Source organism: Bradyrhizobium sp. 35 (assembly GCF_023073215.1).
GTDB lineage: Bacteria > Pseudomonadota > Alphaproteobacteria > Rhizobiales > Xanthobacteraceae > Bradyrhizobium > Bradyrhizobium canariense_D.
This window is the reverse complement of record NZ_JADPJC010000157.1, coordinates 466,695-491,679: the sequence shown is the minus strand read 5'-3', so window position 1 is coordinate 491,679 and position 24,985 is coordinate 466,695. Positions and strand designations below refer to the sequence as shown.

Genomic DNA, 24,985 nt, shown 5'->3' with positions numbered 1-24,985 from the left:
TGGGCAAAGCGAAGCGTGCCCACCATCTCTCTGCGATCCTAAAAAAGATTGGTGGGCACGGCGCAAGAGCGCCTTTGCCCACCCTACGAGAGCTACGCCACCCTCCATTCCGGCACGCCATCTACCGTCATCGTGATCTCGCCGAGCGAACCCACCGGCGTGCGATCCATGTCGAGCAGATGCGCCAGCGTTGCCGCATCGCTCGCGGGAATCTGCGCCAGCGTGCGCCTATCGTTTTCCGTCCGCAGCATCACCACGCCATGCTCGACCTCGCCGCCGCGGCCGTAGAGCACCGTAAAGCTCTCCACCTTGCCCCTGCCTGAGACATCCGTGACGAACTCCGGCACCGCGCGCTTGTTGCTGTCCGCCGCCGCCTGCACGCTGGTCTCCTGTGCCAATGCTTCACGCGGCGGCGCCTTCGACACCACCAGCGCATGATGCTTGGTGACGAAGCCGCCCTGGCCGTAGAGCAGGCCGAGCTTTGCGCCGTCGCGCACACGCCGCACCATCGCGCAGGCCGCATGGGTCATGTAGGTGTTGAGCGGCGCGCCGAAGAAGGTGAGGCCGCCAGTCACGGTCGGCTGCACGTCCGCGCCTAGGCCCAGCGTCCGCCGCGCCATCTTGGGCACGCACGGGAAACAGCTATAGAGCTCGATCGCGTCGAACTTCCTGCCGTCGCCGCCGGCGAGATCCATCACGGCCTTCAAAACGGCGTTCTGCGGATGGCTCTCGTAAAACTGGTCGCGCAAGAGATAGTCGCGCGGTTCCTCGGCCGAGGCGCCGCCAAGCGGATAGACCAGTCTGTCATCGGCGATGCCGGCCGCACGCGCTTTGGCGAGGCTGGTCAGCAGCAGCGCGCCGCCCATGTTGACGCTCGGGTTGGCAACCATGAGCTTGTTGTAAGGCCACGCGATGAGACGGTTGTCCGCGGTGGGCGTCGTGATTTCGTCAGGCGTATAGCGCCGCTTCAGCCAGGCGTTGGGATTCTGCGCGGCGGCCTCGGAATAGCGTGACCATAGTGTACCCGACTCTGCCATCGCCTCGCGCGGCGTCTGTCCCCAATGGGCGGACGATGCCGCTTCGTAGAACGGATAGACGGTGACGGGGCGGAACACGCCGAGCTTCACGGCCAGCGGCTTCTGGAACGCCGCGCCGCGCTTCGGCTCCTCGACGTCATGGGCGAACGGGGTCCATGGCAGCTTTGCCCCGGCGCGCTCCGCCTTGGTCGCCGTCGACTGTGCCTCCGCGCCGCAAACCGCGGCGACGCTGCATTCGCCGCGCGCAATGCGCTTTGCTGCCTCGTGGATGTAGCGGATCGGGCTCTCGCCGCCGACCGGGCCGTAATAGCAATGCGAAGGCGTGATGCCGAGCCGTTGCGCCAGCAGCTGCTCCGGATCGCGATAGCGCCAGCTCAGGAAGTTGACGATATCGAGCGATTGCACCTCGTCGAGCAGCTTTGCGCCGGCATCTGCTTCCGCGCGCCGCAGCGCCTGTTCGAGCAGGTCGAGCGGCTCGAGGCCATCGGTGACCTCCTTGGGACGGTCGACGATCTCGCCGACGCCGACGATGACGGGGATGCGGTCTTCGGGGATATGCTTCTTATCTGTCATGCTTCAATTCACGATGTCAGTTTTTTGTCATTGCGCGCGTAGCGAAGCAATCAGGGTCTTTCCGCGATGGTAGTCTGGATTGCTTCGCTGCGCTCGCAATGACGGTGTGTGGCAATCACTACGCCACCAGCGCATTCATGTGCTCGACGGCTTCGGCAAACTCTTCCTTGAACTCCTGCACCACCGCACCGGCCGACTTCACGCTGTCGATCAGCCCGACGCCCTGGCCGACGAAGTAACTCACGAGATCGCGCGCCTTGGCGTTGCCGCCCGCCGCGGCGCGGTCGATCGAGTTGAAGGCGTCGCGGCTGACGATACTTTGCAGCGGCATCGGCAATGCGCCGGGGCTCTCGGCTGCGCGGTCCCAGGCGTCGGTCCAGACCGAACGAAGTTGCCGTGCCGGCTTTCCAGTGCGGCCCTTAGAGCGCACCGCATCGCGCGACGATGCCGCGATCATCTTCTCGCGAAAGATCTCCGTGGTCTCGGACTCGACGGTCGCAAGCCACACCGAGCCGGTCCAGGCGCCCGCGGCACCCATCGCCATGCAGGCCGCCATCTGTCGTCCCGTCATGATGCCGCCGGCCGCCAGCACCGGCACGTCGCGGATATTCTTGATCGCCTTGATCACCTCGGGCACCAGCACCATGGTCGAGACCTCGCCGCAATGGCCGCCAGCTTCGGTGCCCTGGACCACGAGGATATCGACGCCGGCCGCGACCTGGCGCAGCGCGTGCTCCTTGGCGCCGACCAGGGCCGCGACCGGCACGCCGTGCTTCCTGCCCATCTCGATCATGGCCTTCGGCGGCACGCCGAGCGCATTGGCGATCAGGCGGATCGGGTGGTTGAACGAGACCTCCAGCAGCTCCAGCGCGGTCCTGCCATCGAACGGCTGCGGCTGGTTGTCGGCGACCTCGGTGGTCGTGAGTTCGATGTCGTATTTCTTCAGGAGATTGCGCGTGTAGTTGCGGTGCTCCTGTGGCACGCGCGCCTCAAGGCTCTTCCAGGTGACGTCCTTCTCGCCCGCAGTCGAGATGTTTTCGGGGATCAGCACGTCGACGCCGTAAGGCTTGCCGTCAACGTGCTTGTCGATCCATCTCAGCTCGCGTTCGAGCGTATCCGGCGTGTGCACGGTCGCACCTAACACGCCAAACCCACCGGCGCGGCTGACAGCCGCGACGACATCGCGGCAATGGCTGAAGGCGAGCAGCGGGAAATCGATGCCCAGCATGTCGCAGATCGGCGATTTCATCGTTCTCTCCCGGCGGCCTCGCGTTGCTGTTGTCGCAATCTTGAGCGAAGGCTCATCGACGCTAGACCATCGTCTTGCGCTATGCCAATCCGGATTTGGCGGCGCATCTTGCGTGCACACGCCGTGTTGCGCGAAGCCGTACGCCCGGCTCGACAGATGCGGCTTCTCGTGATGGCCGTCCTCGGCAACGTCGGACGCATGACGCGGTCGCGAGGCCCGCGCCGGACGCAGGGCCGGCAGGGCTTGCCATCCGCCGTCCGCGGGCTAATTAATGCAGACGCATCTTTTTGCCGGAGCCCTCGCATGACCGACACCCCCGCCTACGTGCCGCCCAAGGTCTGGACCTGGAACAAGGAGAACGGCGGACAGTTCGCCAGCATCAACCGCCCGGTCGCCGGTCCCACCCATGACAAGGAGCTGCCGGTCGGCAAGCATCCCTTCCAGCTCTATTCGCTGGCGACGCCGAACGGCGTCAAGGTCACCGTGATGCTGGAGGAGCTTCTGGCGCTCGGCCACAAGGGCGCGGAATACGACGCTTGGCTGATCAGAATCGGTAACGGCGACCAGTTCGGCAGCGGCTTTGTCGACATCAATCCGAATTCCAAGATCCCGGCGCTGATGGACCGCTCCGGCCCGGAGCCGATCCGGGTGTTCGAGTCCGGCTCTATCCTGTTCTACCTCGCCGAAAAGTTCGGCGCCTTCCTGCCGAAGGACATCAAGAGCCGCACTGAAGCGATGTCGTGGCTGTTCTGGCAGATGGGCAGCGCGCCCTATCTCGGCGGCGGCTTCGGCCATTTCTACGCTTACGCGCCGACCAAGATCGAATATGCCATCGACCGTTTCGCGATGGAAACCAAGCGCCAGCTCGACGTGCTCGACCGCCGGCTCGCCGACAACGAATATCTCGCCGGCAGCGAATACACCATCGCCGACATGGCGGTGTGGCCCTGGTACGGCGCGCTCGCCAAGGGGCTGGTCTACGGCGCCGGCGAATTCCTGTCCGTGCAGGACTACAAGCACGTGCAGCGCTGGACCGACCAGATCGCCAAGCGCCCGGCCGTCAAGCGCGGCCGCATGGTCAACCGTGTCTCCGGAGATCCCGCCAGCCAGCTTCACGAGCGGCATGACGCCAGCGATTTCGAGACCAAGACGCAGGACAAGATCGGCGAGGTGGCCGCGTCGTAGTCCTTCATCCCAACCTTCTCCCCGCAAGTGGGGAGAGGGGGAAGAAGGACCTCACGCCATGCTCAGCTCGTGGCGTCCCACCACCATCCAATGCACCTCGTCCGGGCCGTCCGCGAAACGGAGATGGCGGACGTCCTGGTACATTTCGGCGAGCGGGGTCCAGTGCGAGATACCGGTGGCGCCGTGCATCTGGATCGACTGGTCGATGATCTTGCAGGCGCGCTCTGGCACCATGGCCTTAACCATGGAGACCCAGACGCGGGCCTCCTTGTTGCCGAGCACGTCCATGGCCTTGGCGGCCTTCAGCACCATCAGCCGCATCGCCTCGATCTCGCAGCGCGCCTGCGCGATGATCTGCATATTGCCGCCGAGATGGGCGATCTTCTTGCCGAAGGCTTCGCGGGTGAGGCCACGCTGCACCATCAAATCGAGCGCCTTCTCGGCCTTGCCGATAGTGCGCATGCAGTGATGGATGCGGCCCGGGCCTAGCCGAAGCTGCGAGATCTCGAAGCCGCGGCCTTCGCCGAGCAGAATGTTCTCCTTGGGCACGCGCACGTTGTTGAAGCGCATGTGCATGTGGCCGCGCGGCGCGTGGTCCTGGCCGAACACGTACATGGGACCGAGCACCTCGACGCCGGGCGTGTCGCGCGGCACCAGAATCTGCGACTGCTGCTTGCTCGGCGCCGCGTCCGGATTGGTCTTCACCATTACGATGAGGATCTTGCAGCGGGGATCGCCTACACCGGAGATGTAATACTTCTCGCCGTTGATGACCCATTCGTCGCCAACGAGCTTTGCGCTCGTCGAGATGTTCTTGGCATCGGAGGAGGCGACGTTCGGCTCGGTCATGACATAGGCGGAGCGGATCTCGCCGTTCATCAGCGGCTTCAGCCACTTCTCCTTCTGCTCCTTGGTGCCGACGCGCTCCAGCACCTCCATGTTGCCGGTATCAGGCGCCGAGCAGTTCATGCTCTCCGATGCCAGTGGGCTCTTGCCGAGCTCGGATGCGATATAGGCGTAGTCGAGATTCTTCAGGCCCTGGCCGGTCTCGTCGTCGGGCAGGAAGAAGTTCCAGAGGCCTTCCTGCTTGGCCTTGTTTTTGGCCTTCTCCAGCACCTCGAGCTGCTTCGGCGTGAAGCTCCAGCGATCCTCTTTGCCTTCGCCGGCCTTGGCGAATTCGGTCGACATCGGCTCGACGGTGTCGCGGATGAACTTCCTGACGTGATCGTAGAGCGGCCGGACCTGGTCCGACATCCGGAGGTCGTTGAGCTCGTCGCCGGGATTGAGGGTGTAGTTGGTGGTGCGGGGAATATAGGTGTGTTTTGTCATTGTTCCTCCCGGGGTCGCTGAGATCGCGTTGCGCCGGAGAATAGTCGCAGCGTCGCCAAAGTGCGAGCGCGCATTTTTTTCAACGCGAGCCATGCCATGCGATGGAATATCGCGGACGTTTGAAATGTTGTTTGAATGGGCGGCATTCTCGCTGTCATCGCCCGACTTGATCGGGCGATCCAGTACTCCGAGGCGTATGTGATCTATCGAGAAGCTGCGGCGTACTGGATGCCCCGGCCAAGCCGGGGCATGACAGCGGTGGTTGCGGCCGGCCTAGCTTGCCATCCGGTGCATCGCGCAGATCTTGTTGCCGTCGAGGTCACGCAAATAGGCAATATAGAGGTTGACGCCCGGGCCTTGACGGATACCAGGAGGATCTTCGCAAGGAACGCCGCCGGCGGCGATGCCGGCCGTATGCCATGCATTGACCTGTTCCGGCGAGTTGGCGGCAAAGCCGATGGTGCCGCCATTCGCAGGCGTCGCCGCTTCGCCGTTGATCGGCTTTGTGACCGAGAACACGCCGGTCTTGGTAATGTAGAAGATGCGATGGCCGTCGACCCGCGCCGGCCGCACCTCGAGCGTGGACAGCAAATTGTCGTAGAAGGCCTTGGCCTTGTCGAGGTCGTTGGTGCCGATCATGACGTGTGAAAACATGTGCCCGTTCCCCTCATTATGAAAATCAAAACGCCGTATAACCGCCGTCGATCACGAACGTATCCGCCGTGTGGTACGACGAGGCCTTGCTCATCAGATACACCGCGATGCCGCCGAAGTCGCTGGCCTCGCCGAAGCGCCGCACCGGAATTCGCGGCATCACGTTGGCGACGAATTTCTCGTTGGCCATCAGGCCCGAGGTCATGTCGCTCTTGATCCAGCCCGGCAGGATCGCGTTCGCGGTGACGCCGTGACGCGCCAGCTCGACGCCGAGCGCACGCACCAGCGCGTTGATCGCGGCCTTGGTCGCGGCATAGTGCTCGTTGCGCGCGGTGCCGAAGATCGAGGCGAGGCTCGAAGTCGCCACCAGCCGGCCGAAGGGATCGCCGGCCTCGGCGCGCTGGGTCATGTGCTTTGCGGCGGCCTGGAAGGCGTGGAACACGCCGTCGAGATTGGTCGCAAACATCCTGCGCCATTCCTCTTCGGTGCGTTCGATGAAGGAGCGCCGGCCGCCGCCGCCGATGCCGGCATTGGCGAAGCAGCCGTCGACCCTGCCGAACAGGTCGAGCGTGGCCTTCATCGCGGCATCGACCGAGGCCGCGTCGGTGACGTCGCAGACCCGCGCGTCGACCTTGCCTGATAGACCCGCCAGGCTCGCGGCAGCAGCCTTGTTCTTGTCAGCATTGCGGCCCCAGATCGAGACGTTGCAGCCCTGGCCGGCGAGCGCCTGCGCGATGCCGAGCCCGATGCCGCCATTGCCGCCGGTGATCACGGCGACGCGTCCCGAAAGGTCGAAAAGGTTCATGGCGCGTTTCCTGTTTTTGCTTCGTGCGCATCAGCCGCTGCGCGCAAGATTGCTTGCTAGGCTCCGATCACCATGGACAAGACCGCGCCAAAAATCAAATATGCGCCCCGGCAAATCAATTCCGGTCTGCGAAACTGGCACAGGCCGCAACTCACGAGGAAACCATGCAGTTCAAACACGTCACGCTCGATCTCGATGGTTCGGTCGCGATCCTCAAGCTCGACCATCAGGAGGTGATGAACGCGGTCTCCGTGGACATGCTGGGCGGTCTCTCAGAAGCGCTCGACACGATCGAGGAGAAGAAGGACGAGGTGCGCTGCGTGGTGCTGACGGGCGCAGGGCGGGCGTTCTGCACCGGGGCGAATCTCCAGGGCCGCAACAACCAGTCGAAGAAGACCAAGGCCGGCCTGACGCTCGAGACCGGCTTCCATCCCTTCCTGCGCCGCATTCGCAATCTGCATTGCCCGATCGTGACCGCGGTCAACGGCCCGGCGGCCGGCGCCGGCATGAGCTTCGCGCTGCTCGGCGACATGATCCTGTGCGCGCGCTCGTCCTATTTCCTGCAAGCGTTCCGCCGCATCGGTCTGGTGCCGGATTGCGGCTCGACCTGGCTCTTGCCGCGGCTGATCGGCAAGGCACGCTCGATCGAATTGTCGTTGATGGGCGAGCGGCTCCCGGCCGAGAAGGCGCTGGAATGGGGCCTCGTCAACCGCGTCTATGATGACGGCGTGCTGATGGAGGAGGCGATGAAGCTTGCGCGCGACCTCGCCAGCGGCCCGACGGTCGCGCTGTCGCTGATCCGCAAGCTGTACTGGGACAGCCCCGAGAATTCCTTCGAGGATCAGCTCAATCTCGAATTTCAGTGCCAGCTCCGTGCCGGCGACACGGATGATTTCCGCGAAGGTGTTGGCGCCTTCCTGGAGAAGCGTCCGGCGCAGTTCAAGGGCAAATGATCGAGGCTGAGCTTTCCCGCAGCGTTGCGCGCTGGTGCGAGGGGGCCGCCGGCGTGACCGGCGCGGCCAAGCTGTCCGGCGGCGCCAGCCAGGAGACCTGGCGCTTCGACATCGTGCATCCCGACGGGCCGATCGGTGCGATCCTGCGCCGCTCGCCGAAGGGGTATGGCGCGGCGCCGACGCGCGCGGCAGGTCTCGGCGCGGAAGCGCAGCTGATGCAGCTTGCCTATGAGGCCGGCGTGCCGTCGCCGCGCGTGATGCATGTGCTCCCGCCGGACGACGATCTCGGCACCGGCTTCATCATGCAGCGGGTCGAGGGCGAAACCATCGCGCGCAAGATTCTGCGCGACGACGAGTTTGCGGCGGCGCGGCCGCGTCTCGCACGGCAGATCGGCGGCGTGCTCGCGAAGCTGCACGGGCTACCGCGGGACAAATTGCCCGAGCTGCGCAGCCGGTCCGCGACGGAGGAGATCTCTGAGTTCGGACGCGATTATCGCAGCCTGGACTGGCCCAAACCCGTCTTCGAGCTGGCGCTGCGCTGGCTCCGCGACCACGATCCGGGCTTTTCGGCCGAGACGACGCTGGTGCATGGCGATTTCCGCAACGGCAATCTCATCATTGGCGCCGACGGCGTGCGCGCGGTGCTGGACTGGGAGCTCGCCCATCTCGGCGATCCCATGGAGGATCTCGGCTGGGTTTGCGTCAACTCCTGGCGCTTTGGCGAGATCGACAAGCCGGTCGGCGGCTTTGGCTCGCGTGAGGAGCTGTTCGCCGGCTATGAGGCGGCTGGGCGGAAGGTCGATCCATCGCGTGTCAAATTCTGGGAAGTGATGGGCACGCTGCGCTGGGGCATCATGTGCGGCGGCATGATGCAGCGCTTTCGCGAAAGTCCGGACCATTCGATGGAACGCGCCATGATCGGCCGTCGCGCTTCCGAGACCGAGATCGATCTGTTGCGGCTGCTGGCGCCGCGGGGGAGTTGACCATGCAGGACGAGCCGACCCCGATCGAGCTGACGAAGTCGGTCGCCGATTTCCTCCGCAACGACATCGCGCCGCTGATCTCCGGCCACCAGGCCTTCAAGCTGCGCGTGGCCATCAACATCCTCGATCTCGTGACAAGGCAGTTGACGCGGGAGGAGGGGAGCGACGCCGCGGAGGTGGAGCGGCTGCGTGCTCTGCTCGGCATGGACGGCTCGGTGACCGATCTCAACCGCACGCTGGCCGAGCGCATCGCCAAGGGCGAGGTCGATCTAGCGAGGCCCGGCCTTGCCGAGCATCTGTGGCAAACGACCATGGACAAGCTTGCGGTGGACCAGCCGAATTACGCGTCGTACAAACGCGAACTCTCGCGAAGCGGGTAGGCGGTACTACACTCTCTGCTGTCATCGCCCGCGAAGGCGGGCAATCCAGTATTCCAGAGGCGGCATTGATTGAGCCGAGAAGCCGCGGCGTACTGGATGCCCCGGTCCAGCCGGGGCATGACGGCGGTGATGAGCCGAGCGACCCTTCACTTCCCCACCCATTTCGGCGGCCGCTTCTCCGCAAACGCCTTCGGACCCTCGATGTAGTCCTGGGACGCAACCATCGCCTTCACGGCCGGATATTCCCGCTGCTCCTCGATCGCCTGCTCCAGCGACACGCCGAGGCCCTTCTGGATCGCCTGCTTTGACGCGCGGATCGACATCGGCGAATTCTTGGTGATCATCTCGGCCCAGCGCAGCGCGGCCGTGAGCGCTTCGCCCTGCGGCACCACCTCGTTGACGAATCCGAGTTCGAGACCCTCCTTGGCGCTGACATGACGCGCGGTGAGGATCATGCCCATGGCGCGCTTCAGCCCGATCTGGCGCGGCAGCCGGTGCAGGCCTCCGGCGAGTGCGGCCAGCCCGACGCGCGGCTCGGGCAAGGCGAAGGTCGCGTTCTCCGAGGCGATGATCAGGTCGCAGGCCAGCGCAATCTCGAAACCGCCGCCCATCGCCACGCCATTGACCGCGGCGATGATCGGCTTGTCGCAGTCGAAGCGCGCGGTGAGGCCGGCGAAGCCGCCCTTGTCCCAGCCCCGCTTGCCGCCGGCGGCCTGCCATTTCAGATCGTTGCCGGCGCAGAACGCCTTGTCGCCGCTACCGGTGACGATCGCGATCCACTGCTCGGGATCGGCGGAGAAATCGTCAAACACCTTGTTGAGCTCGAAATGCGCGTCGGTGTGCAGCGCGTTGTAGACCTCGGGCCGCGACAGCGTGACGATCGTGATCGGCCCCTTGCGTTCCACCTTGGAAAATTTCAGCTCCATCGTGCGCTCCCGCAGTTTCTCGTGAAGGAATATTGCCGGAATACTACCGCGCCTCCGCGCTGGAGCACCATCGAATTGCGCAATGCGCCTTGCGCATCTCACACGTCTCCCATTGCTTGACTTGGCGGCGCTCTTCTCACCTTAATCGTGCGAAGCAAAGCTGCGCCCAGCGCCTTAACGCAAAACGAAAAAATCATCCGGGAGAGAGCCGTGGATTTCTCGCTGCCTGCCGATCTCGTCGCCTATCTCGCAGAGCTCGACCTTTTCATCGAACGCGAGATCAAGCCGCTGGAGGCGGTCGACGATAACATCCGCTTCTTCGATCACCGCCGCGAATGGGCGCGCACCGATTTCGAGAATGGCGGCCTGCCGCGCCACGAATGGGAGGCGCTGCTGCGCAAGGCCAAGGATCTCGCAGACGCCGCCGGTCATTTGCGTTTTGCGGTGCCGAAGCAATATGGCGGCAAGAATGGCTCCAACCTCTGGATGGCGGTCATCCGCGAGCACTTTGCCGCCAAGGGGCTCGGCCTGCACAACGACCTCCAGAACGAGCATTCCATCGTCGGCAACTTCCCCGTCGCCACCATGCTCGATCGCTACGGACGCGACGACCAGAAGGCGATGATCGACGGCTCGATCAAGGGCAAGTACCGCATCACCTTCGGCCTGACCGAGCCAAATCACGGCTCCGACGCCACCCATATGGAAGCGCGCGCGGTGCCCGCGACCCGTGACAACGTCAAGGGCTGGATCATCAACGGCGAGAAGATGTGGACGACCGGCATGCACGTCGCCACGCATTGCGCGCTGTTCGCGCGCACGTCAGGCAATGACGGCGATGCCCGCGGCATCACCTGCTTCCTGGTGCCGGCCACGAGCCATGGCGTGAAGATCGAAGAGTATATGTGGACCTTCAACATGCCGACCGATCATCCCCGCGTCAGCTTTACGGACGTGTTCGTGCCGGAGGATGCGCTGTTCGGCGAGGACGGTCGCGGCCTGTCGCTGGCGCAATGTTTTGTCCATCAAAACCGCATCCGGCAGGCAGCGAGTTCGTTGGGGGCAGCGGTCTACTGCATCAACGAGAGCGTGAAGTATGCGCGCGAGCGAAAACCGTTCGGCAAGGCGCTGGCCGAGAACCAGGCGATCCAATTCCCGCTGGTCGAGCTTGCGACGCAGGCCGAGATGCTGCGCCTGTTGATCCGCAAGACCGCCTGGGAAATGGACAAGCTCACCGAGGAGCAGATCGAGCGCACGCTCTCCGACCGCGTCTCGATGTGCAACTACTGGGCAAACCGCCTGTGTTGCGAGTCTGCCGACCGCGCCATGCAGGTTCACGGCGGCATGGGCTATTCACGCCACAAGCCGTTCGAGCACATTTACCGCCATCACCGCCGCTATCGCATCACCGAGGGCAGCGAGGAGATCCAGATCCGCAAGGTAGCGGGATTTTTGTTCGGCTATATGGGGCCGGGGAAGCATTGAGGGATTGTTGCGCGCAGTCTCTCCCCGGAGTCGTCCCGGCGAAGGCCGGGACCCATTACCCCACGGAGAAGTCGTTGCGCGAGACGGCAACTCCGAGTTTTCGCAAAACCCAATCCTGTGGCTATGGGTCCCGGCCTTCGCCGGGACGACGATGTGGCTGGAGTGGTGCTAATTCACCCTTCTATCCTTCCCCGCCCAATACGGCTCCCGCAACTGCCGTCGCAAAATCTTGCCTGAGGGATTGCGCGGCAGCGCCGGCAAAAACTCCACGCTCTTCGGCGTCTTGAAGCCGGCGATGCGCTCGCGCGTGAAGTTGATGATGTCGGTGGCGGTCGCCTGCTTGCCGGGCTTCATCACCACAACGGCCTTCACCGCCTCGCCCCATTTGTCGTCGGGTATGCCGATCACGGCAGCTTCCGCGACGTCGGGATGATCGCACAGCGCGCTCTCGACCTCGGCCGGGTAGATGTTTTCGCCCCCGGAGATGATCATGTCCTTGATGCGGTCGTGGATGTAGAGATAACCGTCTTCGTCCATGTAGCCGGCATCACCCGTGCGCAGCCAGCCGTCGCCGCGCAGCGTCGCGGCGGTCGCTTCCGGCAGGTTCCAGTAGCCGGCCATGTTGGAGCCCGAGCGCGTCGCGATCTCGCCGACCTCGCGCGGCGGCAGCGGCTTGCCGTCAACGTCTAGGATCGCGATCTCGATGCCCGGCAGCGCCTTGCCGGCCGAGCGCATCCGCTCCAAGCCCTCGATATGATCCTCCGGCGGCAGCGCGACGATGGTGCCGGTGGTCTCGGTCATGCCGTACATTTGCACGAACCCGCATTTGAAGATCTCGATGCATTCTTTCAGCAGCGCCGCCGGTATCGGCGAGGCGCCGTACAGCATGTATTTCAACCGGGAGAAATCGATTGTCTTCGCGCGCGGCTGCCGCACCACGAACTGCATCGCCGCCGGCACCATGAACAGCTTTGTGATGCCGGACTGCTCGAAGAAATCCAGCACCTTGGTCGGATCGAACTCGCGCGCGATCACGCCGCGGGCGCCGTGGTAGAGCCCCATCACGCCCCAGCCGGAGCCGCCGATATGGAAGATCGGCATCGCGACCAGCGACACGTCGTCGGTCGACCATCGGTTCCACTCCGGCTTGTCCTCGGCATTGCCTGTTTGCACCAGGTTGAGGAAGTTCGCATGCGACAGCATCGCGCCCTTCGGCTTGCCTGTCGTACCCGAGGTATAGAGCTGGATCGCGATGTCCTTAGTGTCGATCGGCACCTTGGGATCGTCGCCACTCTGTGCATCGCGCCAAGCTGTAAAATCCTGCCATTCCGGCGCGCCGCCTTCGGTGGTGATGACGCTGCGCACGCCCGGCAACTGGTCCTTGATCTGGCGGACCTGGGTGATGAACTCAGGTCCCACGAACAGCACCGGCGCTTTGCAGTCGCTCACGATGAAGGCGACCTCGGGGCCCGCGAGCCGCCAGTTCACCGGCGCCATCACCACGCCGGCCTTCATGGCACCCATCAGCAGCTCGAAATAGTTGTCGCTGTTCTTGCCGAGATAGGCGATGCGCTCGCCCTTGTTCACACCCATCGCGATCAGCGCATTGGCGACGCGATTCGTCTTGATGTCGAACTCGGCGAAGCTGGTGACACGACCTTCGAACTCGAAGGCGATGGCATTGCCGCGGCTCTTGGCGCGCTCGCGCACCATGTCGGCGAGGTCAGCCAATGGCTGTGTGGTGGACATGTCTCTCCCGTGACGTCTTGTTCTTATGCCGCGGAGTGTGGCGTCATCCGCGGGCGAAAACAAGATGGGAGAGGGTACGCCATGGCTTCAGCGTCGTCGTCTTGGCGAAAGCCAGGACCCATAGCCACAAAACGCAATTCGGCGAAGACTGGCCATGGCCAATCTTCGCCAAAGAACATTCGGTGATAATGGGTCCTGGCTTTCGCCAGGACGACTACGGAGAGAGCCTCAGCCCCGCTTCGCACGGTCCTTTTCATTCTGCGCCATGATGCTCTCGCGTGCGGTTTTCCAGTCGTCGTCGCTCCAGTCGCGGAGCTGGTAGAAATTGCCGCCCATCGCGAGCGCCTGCGCGCCGTCCATGGCGATGGTCTCGCCGCTGATCCAGTCGCAACCGCCGGAGATCAGGAACACGGCGACGTTCTGCAATTCCTCCATGGTACCGACGCGGCCCATCGGGTTCATCGCCTTGGTGCGCGCGCCCGCTTCGTCGCCGGGCTTGATGCGCTTGCTCATGCCCTCGGTCGGGATCTCACCCGGCGCGATCGTGTTCAGCCGGATGCCATAGCGGCCCCATTCGGTCGCGAGCGACATCGTCATGGCATGGATCGCCGACTTGCTCATCGCCGACGGCACCACGTAAGGCGATCCGTTGCGCACCCAGGTCGTGGTGATCGAGACGACGTTGCCGGGCTGCTTCAACGCGATCCAGCGCTTGCCGACCGCCTGCGTCACGTAAAACGTGCCGTGCATGACGATGTTGGCGACGGCGTCAAAGCCGCGCGGCGACAGCTCCTCGCTGCGCGAGATGAAATTGCCGGCGGCGTTGTTGATGAGGTCGGTGAGGGGGCCGTCGCGAAAGATGGTCTCGATCATCTCCTCGACCGCGAGCGCGTTGCGGATGTCGACGCCGTGGCTGGTGACGCGGCCGCCATGCTCAGCCATCAGCTCGGTCGCGGTCTCGTCGCAGACGATCTTGCGCCGGCCGCAGATGTGCACTTCCGCGCCGAGCTGGAGAAAGCGCGCCGCCATCGACTTGCCGAGCCCGGTGCCGCCGCCGGTCACGAGGATGCGCCGCCCCGCCAGAAGATTTTCCTTAAACATGGCTGTTTCCCCCGTCGCGATTGTCGGTTAATTGATCGATTGACTAAATCCGGCCGCCGGCTTCCTGTAAAGCGGCACCGAACAAGAACAGCCGGGAACCAGGGGAGAATTCATCCATGGAAGAGCGCGTCTCGATCTCGATCTCGGAAGGCGTCGCCGACGTGCGGCTGGTGCGCGCGGACAAGATGAATGCGCTGGATCAGGCCATGTTCGAGGCCCTTGTGGCCGCAACGGATCGGCTTTCGAAGGAAAAAGGCGTGCGCGTCGTGGTGCTGTCCGGCGAGGGCCGCGCCTTCTGTGCCGGTCTCGACATGGGGCGTTTTGCCGCCATGAAGGAAAAGGGGGGCAATGGAATTCCGGGTGGCGAAAATCGCGACCTCACCAAACGCACGCACGGCCAGGCGAATTTTGCGCAACAGGCCGTGTGGGGCTGGCGCCAGCTTCCGGTCCCCGTGATCGCGGCGATCCAGGGCGTCGCCTTCGGCGGCGGCTTCCAGCTCGCACTCGGCGCCGACATGCGCTTCCTCACGCCCGATGCGCGAATGTCGGTGATGGAAATCAAATGGGGTCTGGTACCCGACATGGCGGGCACGCCGATCCTGGCTTCGCTCGTGCGCGACGACATCTTGCGCGATCTCACCTACACCGGCCGCATCTTCTCCGCGCAGGAGGCGATGGCTTACGGTCTCGCCACGCGCATCTGCGACGACCCGCGCGCTGCCGCGCTCGACGTCGCGCGCGAGATCGCGGGAAAAAGCCCCGATGCGATCCGCGCCGCGAAACGCATGCTCAACAATCTCTCGGTCGATCCGGGCCCCGCGCTACTCGCCGAGTCCGTCGAGCAGCAGAAGTTGATCGGCAGCGCGAACCAGACCGAGGCGGTGCGTGCCAATCTCGAGAAGCGCGCGCCGAAGTTTGCGGATTAGCGCAGACCTCATCCCGAGGAGCCGCGAAGCGGCGTCTCGAGGGATGGGCCACGGGCTCTCATGGTTCGAGACGGCGCCTTGCGCCTCCTCACCATGAGGGGCAACTTCAACAACAAAGAAAAACAACAATGAGCGAAACCTCAAATTTCCTCGGCATCGTCTCCGGCGGGCGCAGCCGCTCCCATGCCGAGGTCGCTGATCGTGCCGACCGCATCGCGAGCGGTCTCAGCCAGATCGGCGTCAGGCAGGGCGATTGCGTCTGCATGCTGATGCGCAACGACATCGCCTTCATCGAAGCCGCCTATGCCGCCATGCGGCTGGGCGCCTACGGCGTGCCGATCAACTGGCACTTCAAGCCGGAGGAGGTCAACTACATCCTGAACGACACCGGCACCTCCGTGCTGATCGGCCATGCCGACATGCTGCATGCCTTGCGCGATGCGATTCCCCAAGGCGTCACCGTGCTCAGCGTGCCGACGCCCCCGGAGATCCTGTCCAGCTACAAGATCGATCCCGATCATCTGAAGACGCCGGACTTCGCGATCGATTTCGAATCCTGGCTCGCAGAGCACCAGCCCTATGACGGCCCGGTCGTGCCGCAGCCCATGAACATGATCTACACCTCGGGCACGACAGGCCACCCCAAGGGCGTACGGCGCAACGCGCCGACGCCGGAGCAGGCGGCTGCCGGCGAGCGCATGCGCGCGATGATCTACGGGCTCAAGCCCGGCGCCCGCACGATCCTGCCGGGCCCGCTCTATCACTCCGCGCCGAACTCGTTCGGCATTCGCGCGGGAAAACTCGGCGGCGCACTGGTGCTGATTCCCCGCTTCGAGCCCGAGGAATTTCTCGAGCTGATCGAGCGCTACAAGATCGACACCATCTTCATGGTGCCGACCATGTTCATCCGCCTGATGAAGCTGCCGGAGGAGGTGCGCAAGCAATACGACGTCTCCTCGCTCCGCCACATCATTCACGCCGCAGCACCCTGTCCGGCGGACGTCAAGCGCGCCATGATCGAATGGTGGGGGCCGGTGATCTATGAATTCTACGGCTCGACCGAATCCAGCGCCGTCACCTTCGCGACCTCCGAGGACGCGCTGAGGAAGCCCGGCACCGTCGGCAGGATTTCGCCCGGCGCCGAGCTGCGCTTCATCGGTGAGGACGGACGCGTGCTGGGTGTAGGCGAGATCGGCGAGATCTACTCGCGCATGGCCGGGATGGCCGATTTCACCTACCACAACAAGCCGGAGAAGCGCGCCGAAATCGATCGCGACGGCTTCATCACCTCCGGCGACGTCGGCTATATCGACGAAGAGGGCTACGTCTTCATCTGCGACCGCAAGCGCGACATGGTGATCTCGGGCGGCGTCAACATCTATCCGGCCGAGATCGAGTCCGTGCTGCACGCGGTGCCCGGCGTGCATGATTGCGCGGTGTTCGGCATCCCCGATGCCGAGTTCGGCGAAGCGCTGATGGCGGTGGTCGAGCCGCAAGCCGGCGTTACGCTGGATGCCGCCGAAATCCGCACCCGCCTGAAGGCCTCGCTTGCCGACTACAAGGTCCCAAAGCACATCGAGATCCGCACCGGGCTGCCGCGCGAAGACTCCGGCAAGATCTTCAAGCGGCGCCTGCGCGATCCCTATTGGGAGCAGGCGGGGCGGAAGATCTAGCGGTGCGTAGCCCGGGTGAGCGAAGCGATACCCGGGATAACAACCAGTAAGACCCGGATGTCGCTTCGCTCATCGGGGCTACACGAGCACGCGAATACGTGAGCGGCTTTATCGATCGCAACCTCGCGCATCGTGCTATACTCACGGGATCATCGACCTTCGGATCATCCCATGGCTCCCGTTTCCATCCTGCTCAACCTGCTCTGGATTCTCATTGGCGGCGCCTGGATGGCGCTCGGCTGGCTGGTCGCCGCGGTCATCATGGCGGTCACCATCATCGGCCTGCCCTGGGCGCGGGCGGCGTTCAATATCGCCGTCTACACGCTGATGCCGTTCGGCTCGCGGGCGGTCAGCCGCTATGAGGTCACCGGTGTCGAGGATGTCGGCACCGGCCCGCTCGGGGTGATCGGCAACATCATCTGGTTCGTGCTCGCCGGCTGGTGGTTGGCGCTCGGCCACCTCTTCACCGCCGTGGCCCTCGCGATCACCATCATCGGCATTCCCTTCGCCTGGGCCCACCTCAAGCTCGCCGGCATCGCGCTCTGGCCGATCGGCAAGGTGATCGCGCCGGCTTAAGGCAAACTCGTAGGATATCCTACGCCTCCGCAAGGCGTCACATTTCCTTGCAACTTTTTCCCGACTTCATTGTTGACGAGCGGGAGTGAACGCGGCCGCAATGTGCCGCGGCTGGCCCTTGGTTCATTCTTATCGGGAGGCGATTGCATGAAGTGGCTTTGCTTGGTGGGCTTTGTGGCGGGGGCCGTTGCTTTGACACCCACACCTTCTGCTTCGGCGATGCCCGTTGCCAAGCCGGACACACTGGGCGCGTCTCAGACTGACACGATCGAGGTCAAGGGCGGCCACGGACATGGCGGTGGCCACGGGTGGGGTCATCGCGGCGGCCGTGGTCATCATTACGGCTGGGGCAGAGGCCGAGGCCATCACTATGGTTGGCGGCACCATCACCACTGGTAAGCGTCACTATTGTCCCGAGATTGAAGTCGGGTGGCAGCTCAATGCTTCCGACCCACAATCCCTCGCGTTGCCCGACGGGCAAAACCCGCCACATGCAGGTCAATCGATCGGTTCTCCAATATTCTGATTGACCGAATTCGCTTCTTCGGGTAAACCGCAAACTATTCCGGCCCGCTAAAAAGGGCGTTTCGCGATCGTCACGATACGTGAGCCGAGATGCGATGGACGCGGCAGCGCCGGCGCGTGACGAGGTGGCAGGGCGGGCTACGCCTGTGAGCCATCGCGATCCGCGCGAACGACCCGGCGCGGTCACAGCGTTTCTATTCGACTTCGGGGGCGAGCACGCGCGAGCTTCCGGATGTCCGGGGAGGGACGTCCGCGGACGGCAAAAGCGTGTGGTCCTGACGCCCGGGGTCTGTGCGTCAAGGCTTGCGGTGATGTGCGGCCCGACCGGGTGCGCGCATCGATCATCTGCAAGGCGACGGGGGCAATAGTGCATCGCTCCCCGGGGAGAGCGCGCCATAAGCCGTAAACCATTGCGCAGGGAAGGCCGGGATGTTCCGGCATCACCTGTGGTCACCCCCGCGTGCGTCTTTCGCGTGCGGACCTTGGGTGCCAGCCGGCGCCCGGCCTTCCCTGCGCCCTTTCTTATCGATGAGGGCGAAACGGACAGCAAAACTCGGGCCCCTGCGCCGCGAGACCGCGGACGTGTGCGCGCGCCGTTCAGCAAGGCGCATTTCTCCCATGATCGGTGATGTTGCCGCGCCGCCCCCAACTTCATCTTGCGCTGCGGCAAAAAACTTGCACACTCGGCTGAGCCGGGCAGCCAAGCGAGCTCGAACAGCGGAGCGAGCCAATGTCCCTCCAGACCATATCATCCGACACCGCCGATCAGCGCCCCAACCGCCCCGAGGACGTCCAGGCGCTGGAAGCGGACGTGCGGCTGCGGGACGACATCCGCCTGCTCGGGCGCATTCTCGGCGACACGGTGCGCGACCAGGAGGGGCCTGAATTGTTCGATCTGGTCGAGCGCATCCGGCAGACCTCGATCCGATTCCACCGCGACGAGGACCGGCTCGCCCGCCGCGAGCTCGAGCAGATCCTCGACAGCATGTCGACCTCCGAGACGGTGCGGATCGTCCGCGCCTTCAGCTATTTCTCCCACCTCGCCAACATCGCCGAGGACCAGAACAACATCCGCCAGATGCGCGCCAACAAGGGCGGCGGCTCCGGCGTGCTGGCCGAGACGCTCGCCCATGCGAGGGCTGCGGGCATCGGTGCCGATGCCCTGCGCAACTTCTTCAAGAGCGCGCTGGTCAGCCCGGTTTTGACGGCGCATCCGACCGAGGTCCGCCGCAAGAGCACGATGGACCGCGAGATGGAGGTAGCTAGCCTGCTCGATCGTCGGGAGCGCGTCGCGCTGACGGCGGAAGAGGCTGCCGCCAGCGACGAGCAGCTCCGCCGCGAGGTGCTGACGCTGTGGCAGACCAACCTGCTGCGCCGGACCAAGCTCACCGTGCTCGACGAGGTCGCCAACGGCCTGTCGTTCTACGATTACACGTTTCTCCGCGAGGTGCCGCGGCTGGTCAACGCGCTGGAGGACCGGCTGGAGGAGGGCGGCGAGCAGGCGGCCGGCGAGCTCGCCTCGTTCCTGCGCATGGGCAGCTGGATCGGCGGCGACCGCGACGGCAATCCCTTCGTCACCGCCGACGTGATGCGCGGCACGCTGCGACTGCAGTCGAGCCGGGTGATGCAGTTCTATCTGAACGAGCTGCACGTGCTCGGCTCGGAATTGTCGATCGCGGCCCACCTCGCCGACGTCTCCGAGGAGCTGCGCACGCTCGCTGAGCGCTCGCCCGATACCTCGCCGCACCGGAGCGGCGAGCCCTATCGCCTCGCGGTCTCCGGCATCTATGCGCGCCTCACTGCCACGGCCGAAATGCTTCAGGTCGAGATTACGCGCCGGCCGGTCGGCAAGGGCGCGCCCTATGACAGCGTCGGGGAGCTCAAGGCCGATCTCGACGTGCTGCACCGCTCGCTGATCTCCAACAACGCCGGCGTCATCGCCCGCGGCCGGCTGCGGCTGCTGCGGCGTGCGGTGGACTGCTTTGGATTCCATCTGGCCCGGCTCGATATCCGGCAGAACTCGGCGGTGCACGAGCGGACCATTGCCGAGCTGATGGATGCCGCCAATCCCGGCATGTCCTATCTCGCGCTCGGCGAGGACGCCCGCATCTCGCTGCTCACCAACGAGTTGCGCTCAACGCGCTCGCTGGTGTCGCCGTTCGTCAAGTACAGCGACGAGACGATGGGCGAGCTCAACGTGTTCCATGCCGCCGCCGAGGCGCACGCGAAGTTCGGCTCGGACGCCATCCCCCAATGCATCATCTCGATGTGCAAGGGCATGTCGGATATGCTCGAGGTCGCGGTGCTCCTGAAGGAGGTCGGTCTCGTCCATCCCTCCGGGCGCAGCGCCATCAACATCGTGCCGCTGTTCGAGACCATCGAGGATTTGCAGACTTCCAGCACCATCATGGACCGCATGCTCTCGCTGCATGATTATCGCCGCCTGGTCGACAGCCGCGGCAGCGTGCAGGAGGTCATGCTGGGCTATTCCGACTCGAACAAGGATGGCGGCTTCGTCACCTCGGGCTGGGAGCTCTACAAGGCCGAGATCGGCCTCGTCGACGTGTTCGAGCGCCACGGCGTGCGCCTACGCCTGTTCCATGGCCGCGGCGGTTCGGTCGGCCGCGGCGGCGGACCGAGCTATGATGCCATCATCGCCCAGCCCGGCGGCGCGGTGAACGGCCAGATCCGCATCACCGAGCAGGGCGAGATCATCTCGTCGAAATACTCCAACGCCGAAGTCGGCCGCAACAATCTGGAGATCCTGGCAGCCGCAACGCTGGAGGCGAGCCTGTTGCATCCGCGCCAGAGCGCGCCGCGCCGCGAATATCTGACCGCGATGGACGAGCTTTCAAGCCTCGCCTTCAAGGCCTATCGGGGCCTCGTCTACGAGACCGACGGCTTCGTCGATTATTTCTGGGCCTCGACGGTCATCAACGAGATCGCGACGCTCAACATCGGCAGCCGCCCGGCCTCGCGCAAGAAGACCCGCGCGATCGAGGACCTTCGCGCCATTCCCTGGGTGTTCTCCTGGGCGCAATGCCGCCTGATGCTGCCCGGCTGGTACGGCTTTGGCAGCGCGGTCGAGCAATGGATCGCGGAGCATCCCGACAAGGGCATGCCGTTCCTCAAAGAGCTCTACAAGGAATGGCCGTTCTTCCGCATGCTGTTGTCGAACATGGACATGGTGCTGGCCAAGAGCTCGATCGCGATCGCCTCGCGCTATGCCGAACTCGTGCCCGACGAGGCGCTCCGCGAAAAAATCTTCAGCCGCATCCGCCGCGAATGGCATTCCTGCATCGAGACGCTGCTGGACATCATGGGCCAGGACCGGCTGCTGCAAGGCAACCCGCTGCTGGAGCGCTCGGTGCGCCACCGCTTCCCTTATCTCGACCCGCTCAACCATGTGCAGGTCGAGCTGCTGAAAGAGCATCGCGCGCAGAACCCGGATGAGCAGGTGCTGCGCGGGATTCAGCTGACGATCAACGGGATCTCGGCGGGATTGAGGAATACGGGGTAGAGACATGGTGAGTGGCGAGTGGAATCCATTCGCCACTCACCATTCGCTGCACTCAACAGAAATGCGCGCCCTGCGTCTCCACATACACCGCATAGAGCGACTGGCTCGCGGTCATGAACAGGCGGTTGCGCTTCTTGCCGCCGAAGCAGACGTTGGCGCAGGTCTCGGGCAACAGGATCTGCCCGATGCGCGCGCCGTCGTTTGGCGCGAACACCTGCACGCCGTCATAGCCGGGGCCGACCCAGCCGGCGCCGACCCAGATGTTGCCTTCGGTGTCGACGCGCAGGCCGTCGGGGAAGCCTGATTTGCCGTCGAGCGTCATGTCGATCAGCTTCTTCGGGTTCGAAAGCTTCGCCCCATCGATGTCGTACGACCACACCACGTTCTTGGCTTCAGGATAATGCGTGATGCCGGTGTCGCAGACATAGAGCTTCTTGTAGTCCTGACTAAAAGCGATGCCGTTCGGCTTGAACGGCTCGTCGGCCACCTTCGCGACCTGGCCGCTCTGCGGATCAATGCGATAAACCGCTTCCTTCTGATGGGGCTGCAGCGAGCCGGTATTGGCAAGCTTGCCCTCGTAGATACTGATCGCGCCGTAGCCGGGATCGGTGAACCAGATCGCCTTGTCGTTGGGATGCACCACCATGTCGTTGGGGCCGTTGAGCGGCTTGCCGCCGGCCTGCTCGGCCAGGGTCGTCACCGAACCGTCGTGCTCGTAGCGGACGAGCCGGGTGCGCTCGGCACTGAGCTGGCGCCCCTCGGTGTCGAACGAGTTGCCGTTGGCCTCGTTCGACGGCTTGTGGAACTGCTCGGAGATGTGGCCGTCGTCATCGAGGTAGCGCAGCTGCCGGTTGGCGGGGATGTCACTCCAGACCAGATATTGCCCTTGCGCATTCCACGCTGGCCCTTCCGCCCACAGGCAGCCGGTATAGAGCCGCTTGATTGCGGTGTTGCCGACCTTCGCTTTGAAGCGCTTGGGATCGATGGCAATGATGTCAGGATCGGGATAGCGCTGCGGCTCGGCATTGGCGCCGAAGTCGCGGGCGTCCGCGCGTGAGGCGAGCAGGGCGGATGCGGCAACGGTCGCGGCGCCCTTGAGGAGCGTGCGGCGGGCGAGGCCGCTGCCTGCAGTCGTGTCGTCGGAGTCGGTCAGCATTCTTGTCATGGTTTCCTCCCAAAGTTGTGTTGGGAGGAAATGATCCGCCAGCAATCGGGCGTAAAGCGGAGCGATCTCCGGACTAGGCAGCCGGAGATCGCAGAGCAGGAATGCCGGAAGTGCGGCTCGACGGGATCCTTACACGGGATCCCACGGGAAGATGTCGGCGGAGCGGTCGAGCTTGTAGAATGATCCCTTCAGCGCCGGCATGCCGTGTTCCGCGATCGATTGCGGCGTCCAGCCCTCGCTCCGGTGCACCGAGCGCAGCGGACGGTTCTGGCTGAACAGGAACAGCTCGTTCATGCGCGCGCCGAAGATCTGCCCGGACACGTCCTTGGCGGCATCGGAGAGCAGATAGGCGCAGACCGGCGCGATCTTCTCCGGGCCCATCTGCTTGATCTTCTCGACGCGCGCCTTCTCGGCTTCGGTCTCGGTCGGGATGGTCCCGATCATGCGGGTCCAGGCGAACGGCGAGACGCAGTTGGAGCGAACGTTGAAGCGGCCCATGTCGAGCGCAATAGACTTCGACAGGCCGACGATGCCGAGCTTGGCGGCGGCGTAATTGGCTTGTCCAAAGTTGCCGATCAGGCCGGAGGTCGAGGTGAAGTGCACGAACGAGCCGGACTCCTGCTCGCGGAAGATCCGCGCCGCGGCGTGGCTGACGTAGAACGAGCCCATCAAATGCACCTTGATGACGGCCTCGAAGGCTTCCACGCTCATCTTGTGGAAGATCATGTCGCGCAGGATGCCGGCATTGTTGACCACGCCGTCGAGCCGGCCGAAATGATCGGTCGCGGTCTTCACGATCTTGCTGGCGGGGATGGCTTCGGCCACCGACTCGAAATTGGCGACGGCGGTGCCGCCGCGCTTCTTGATCTCCTCGACCACTTCCTCGGCGGGCGCGGCGCTGGTGCCAGCGCCGTCCGCGGCGACGCCGGGATCGTTGACGACGACCTTGGCGCCCTCGCCGGCGCAGAGCAGCGCGATTTCGCGCCCGATGCCGCGGCCTGCGCCGGTGACGATGATGACCTTGTCTTGCAGTGATTTCGTCATGTGGATTACCTCTCGTTCGTAAACACGATCGTGCCCGACGCGGCGAACATGCCGCCGACGCCGTGACACACCGAAATCTTCGCGTTGGCGACCTGCGCCGGCGCGATACCGCGCATCTGCCGCACGCTCTCCTGGAGCGCGTACATGCCGTACATGCCCGAATGCATGTAGCTCAGGCCGCCGCCATTGGTGTTGAGCGGCAGCTTGCCGCCGGGCCGCGTGTTGCCGTCGGCGATGAACTTTCCGGTCTCCTCGTGCGGCATGAAGCCGAGGTCGCCGAGGCCGAACAGCGGCAGATGCGCAAAGGCGTCGTAGATCATGAGATGGTCGACATCCTTATGCGCGATGCCGGCCTCCTTGAAGGCGAGGGGCCCCGCGGTCTTGAACGCGCGCGAGGAGTTGAACGTCTCCATCTGGCTGACCATCGGCGTCTCCACGCTCTCGCCGGTGCCCATGATGTAGACGGGCTTGCGCGGAAAATCCCTGGCACGGTCCGCCGAGGTCAGGATCAGCGCGCCGCCGCCGTCGGTGACGAGGCAGCATTGCAGCAGGCGGAACGGATAGGCGATCATGCGCGAGTTGAGGACGTCCGCGACCGTGATGGGATCCTTCATCATCGCGCGCGGATTCTTCGCCGCCCACTCCCGCTGCACCACTGCGACCGAGGCGAGCTGCTCGTGCGTGATGCCATAGGTCTTCATGAAGCGAAGCACGGGGATCGGGAACATGCTGGGCGGGCCGTAGACACCGAACGGCGCCTCGAACTGGCCTTGCAGGCTGTCGGCAGGAATCGAGCGCGGCGCCTTGCCGATCATCGACTTGCCGCTCTCGGCATGGGTGATCAGCACCGTCTTGCATAGGCCGGCCTCGATCGCTGCGGCGGCATGGCGGACGTGCAGCATGAAGGAGCAGCCGCCGACCGAGGTGCCGTCCACCCAGGTCGGCTTGATGCCGAGATAGTGGCAGACCTGCTGCGGCGTTTCGACGGCGGTGGCGAAACCATCGATGTCGGACAGCTTCAGCCCGGCATCGGCAATGGCATTGAGCGCCGCATCCGCGTGAAGCTGGAGCTGCGAGACGTTGGGGATGACACCGAGTTCGGTGGTCTCGGCCGCGCCGACGACGGCAACCTGATTGCTGCGCATGC

General features: G+C 64.4%; 21 protein-coding genes. 10 read left to right on the top strand and 11 right to left on the bottom strand.

The genetic code is table 11. The features are described 5' to 3' along the window. Positions 1-92: 92 nt before the first annotated feature. A complete protein-coding gene (locus IVB36_RS34580) occupies positions 93-1,610 on the bottom strand; it encodes an acetyl-CoA acetyltransferase (protein WP_247394219.1) in 1,518 nt (505 codons plus the stop codon). A gap of 118 nt (positions 1,611-1,728) precedes the next feature. Next, entirely contained in the window at positions 1,729-2,859 is a 1,131-nt protein-coding gene (locus tag IVB36_RS34575) for a nitronate monooxygenase (RefSeq protein WP_247394217.1), read from the bottom strand. A 303-nt stretch (positions 2,860-3,162) separates the two neighbouring features. On the opposite strand from IVB36_RS34575, the gene yghU reads away from it, so the two are divergent. Beyond that, the gene (gene yghU / locus IVB36_RS34570; RefSeq protein WP_247394215.1) at positions 3,163-4,044 is read left to right on the top strand and encodes a glutathione-dependent disulfide-bond oxidoreductase; all 882 of its coding nucleotides are present in this window, start codon (positions 3,163-3,165) and stop codon (positions 4,042-4,044) included. Between the two features lie 51 nt (positions 4,045-4,095). Here the strand turns inward: yghU and IVB36_RS34565 are convergent, their stop codons facing one another. From IVB36_RS34565 to IVB36_RS34555, 3 genes are all read right to left on the bottom strand, one after another. Beyond that, positions 4,096-5,373: an acyl-CoA dehydrogenase family protein gene (locus IVB36_RS34565; protein WP_018456976.1), complete on the bottom strand. Its 1,278-nt coding sequence runs from the start codon at positions 5,371-5,373 to the stop codon at positions 4,096-4,098. Positions 5,374-5,646: 273 nt separating this feature from the next. Then, entirely contained in the window at positions 5,647-6,027 is a 381-nt protein-coding gene (locus IVB36_RS34560) for a VOC family protein (protein ID WP_007593712.1), read from the bottom strand. Between the two features lie 25 nt (positions 6,028-6,052). After that, positions 6,053-6,832, bottom strand: a complete 780-nt coding sequence (locus tag IVB36_RS34555; RefSeq protein ID WP_247394195.1) for an SDR family oxidoreductase — start codon at positions 6,830-6,832, stop codon at positions 6,053-6,055. Positions 6,833-6,996: 164 nt separating this feature from the next. Between IVB36_RS34555 and IVB36_RS34550 the strand changes: the two genes are divergently transcribed. From IVB36_RS34550 to IVB36_RS34540, 3 genes are read left to right on the top strand one after another with little or no spacing between them, the layout of a single operon-like run. Next, positions 6,997-7,785, top strand: a complete 789-nt coding sequence (locus IVB36_RS34550; protein WP_085352185.1) for an enoyl-CoA hydratase/isomerase — start codon at positions 6,997-6,999, stop codon at positions 7,783-7,785. Further along, on the top strand, positions 7,782-8,768 hold the full coding sequence (locus tag IVB36_RS34545; RefSeq protein ID WP_247394602.1) for a phosphotransferase family protein: 987 nt from the start codon (positions 7,782-7,784) through the stop codon (positions 8,766-8,768). Before IVB36_RS34550 ends, IVB36_RS34545 begins: the two co-directional genes overlap by 4 nt. 2 nt (positions 8,769-8,770) lie before the next feature. Then, on the top strand, positions 8,771-9,148 hold the full coding sequence (locus IVB36_RS34540) for a DUF6285 domain-containing protein (RefSeq protein ID WP_247394141.1): 378 nt from the start codon (positions 8,771-8,773) through the stop codon (positions 9,146-9,148). A 146-nt stretch (positions 9,149-9,294) separates the two neighbouring features. Here the strand turns inward: IVB36_RS34540 and IVB36_RS34535 are convergent, their stop codons facing one another. Continuing rightward, positions 9,295-10,074, bottom strand: a complete 780-nt coding sequence (locus IVB36_RS34535; protein ID WP_085352188.1) for an enoyl-CoA hydratase-related protein — start codon at positions 10,072-10,074, stop codon at positions 9,295-9,297. 210 nt (positions 10,075-10,284) lie between these two features. Here IVB36_RS34535 and IVB36_RS34530 point away from each other — a divergent pair, with 210 nt between their 5' ends. Further along, positions 10,285-11,559 (top strand): acyl-CoA dehydrogenase family protein, encoded by a 1,275-nt coding sequence (locus IVB36_RS34530; RefSeq protein ID WP_247368180.1) that lies wholly within the window; start codon positions 10,285-10,287, stop codon positions 11,557-11,559. 168 nt (positions 11,560-11,727) lie between these two features. Here IVB36_RS34530 and IVB36_RS34525 read toward each other — a convergent pair whose 3' ends face one another. Then, positions 11,728-13,308, bottom strand: coding sequence for a fatty acid--CoA ligase (locus IVB36_RS34525; RefSeq protein ID WP_247394599.1), 1,581 nt, complete (start codon positions 13,306-13,308; stop codon positions 11,728-11,730). Positions 13,309-13,536: 228 nt separating this feature from the next. Next, positions 13,537-14,409: an SDR family oxidoreductase gene (locus tag IVB36_RS34520; RefSeq protein ID WP_018456968.1), complete on the bottom strand. Its 873-nt coding sequence runs from the start codon at positions 14,407-14,409 to the stop codon at positions 13,537-13,539. Between the two features lie 116 nt (positions 14,410-14,525). Here IVB36_RS34520 and IVB36_RS34515 point away from each other — a divergent pair, with 116 nt between their 5' ends. The 5 genes from IVB36_RS34515 to ppc all read left to right on the top strand — a co-directional run bounded on the left by IVB36_RS34515 (position 14,526) and on the right by ppc (position 21,629). Next, the gene (locus IVB36_RS34515; RefSeq protein ID WP_018456967.1) at positions 14,526-15,335 is read left to right on the top strand and encodes a crotonase/enoyl-CoA hydratase family protein; all 810 of its coding nucleotides are present in this window, start codon (positions 14,526-14,528) and stop codon (positions 15,333-15,335) included. A 128-nt stretch (positions 15,336-15,463) separates the two neighbouring features. Further along, on the top strand, positions 15,464-17,008 hold the full coding sequence (locus IVB36_RS34510; protein ID WP_247394597.1) for an acyl-CoA synthetase: 1,545 nt from the start codon (positions 15,464-15,466) through the stop codon (positions 17,006-17,008). 171 nt (positions 17,009-17,179) lie between these two features. Beyond that, positions 17,180-17,584 (top strand): YccF domain-containing protein, encoded by a 405-nt coding sequence (locus IVB36_RS34505; RefSeq protein ID WP_247394138.1) that lies wholly within the window; start codon positions 17,180-17,182, stop codon positions 17,582-17,584. A 292-nt stretch (positions 17,585-17,876) separates the two neighbouring features. Beyond that, entirely contained in the window at positions 17,877-18,110 is a 234-nt protein-coding gene (locus tag IVB36_RS34500) for a hypothetical protein (protein ID WP_247394595.1), read from the top strand. A gap of 729 nt (positions 18,111-18,839) precedes the next feature. Further along, on the top strand, positions 18,840-21,629 hold the full coding sequence (gene ppc, locus IVB36_RS34495; RefSeq protein WP_247394593.1) for a phosphoenolpyruvate carboxylase: 2,790 nt from the start codon (positions 18,840-18,842) through the stop codon (positions 21,627-21,629). Between the two features lie 52 nt (positions 21,630-21,681). Here ppc and IVB36_RS34490 read toward each other — a convergent pair whose 3' ends face one another. The 3 genes from IVB36_RS34490 to IVB36_RS34480 all read right to left on the bottom strand — a co-directional run bounded on the left by IVB36_RS34490 (position 21,682) and on the right by IVB36_RS34480 (position 24,983). Further along, complete coding sequence (locus tag IVB36_RS34490) at positions 21,682-22,794, bottom strand: SMP-30/gluconolactonase/LRE family protein (RefSeq protein WP_026233273.1); 1,113 nt, start codon at positions 22,792-22,794, stop codon at positions 21,682-21,684. 129 nt (positions 22,795-22,923) lie between these two features. Then, positions 22,924-23,838, bottom strand: a complete 915-nt coding sequence (locus IVB36_RS34485) for an SDR family oxidoreductase (protein WP_007593675.1) — start codon at positions 23,836-23,838, stop codon at positions 22,924-22,926. A 5-nt stretch (positions 23,839-23,843) separates the two neighbouring features. Beyond that, entirely contained in the window at positions 23,844-24,983 is a 1,140-nt protein-coding gene (locus IVB36_RS34480) for a thiolase (protein WP_247394128.1), read from the bottom strand. Positions 24,984-24,985: the final 2 nt, after the last annotated feature.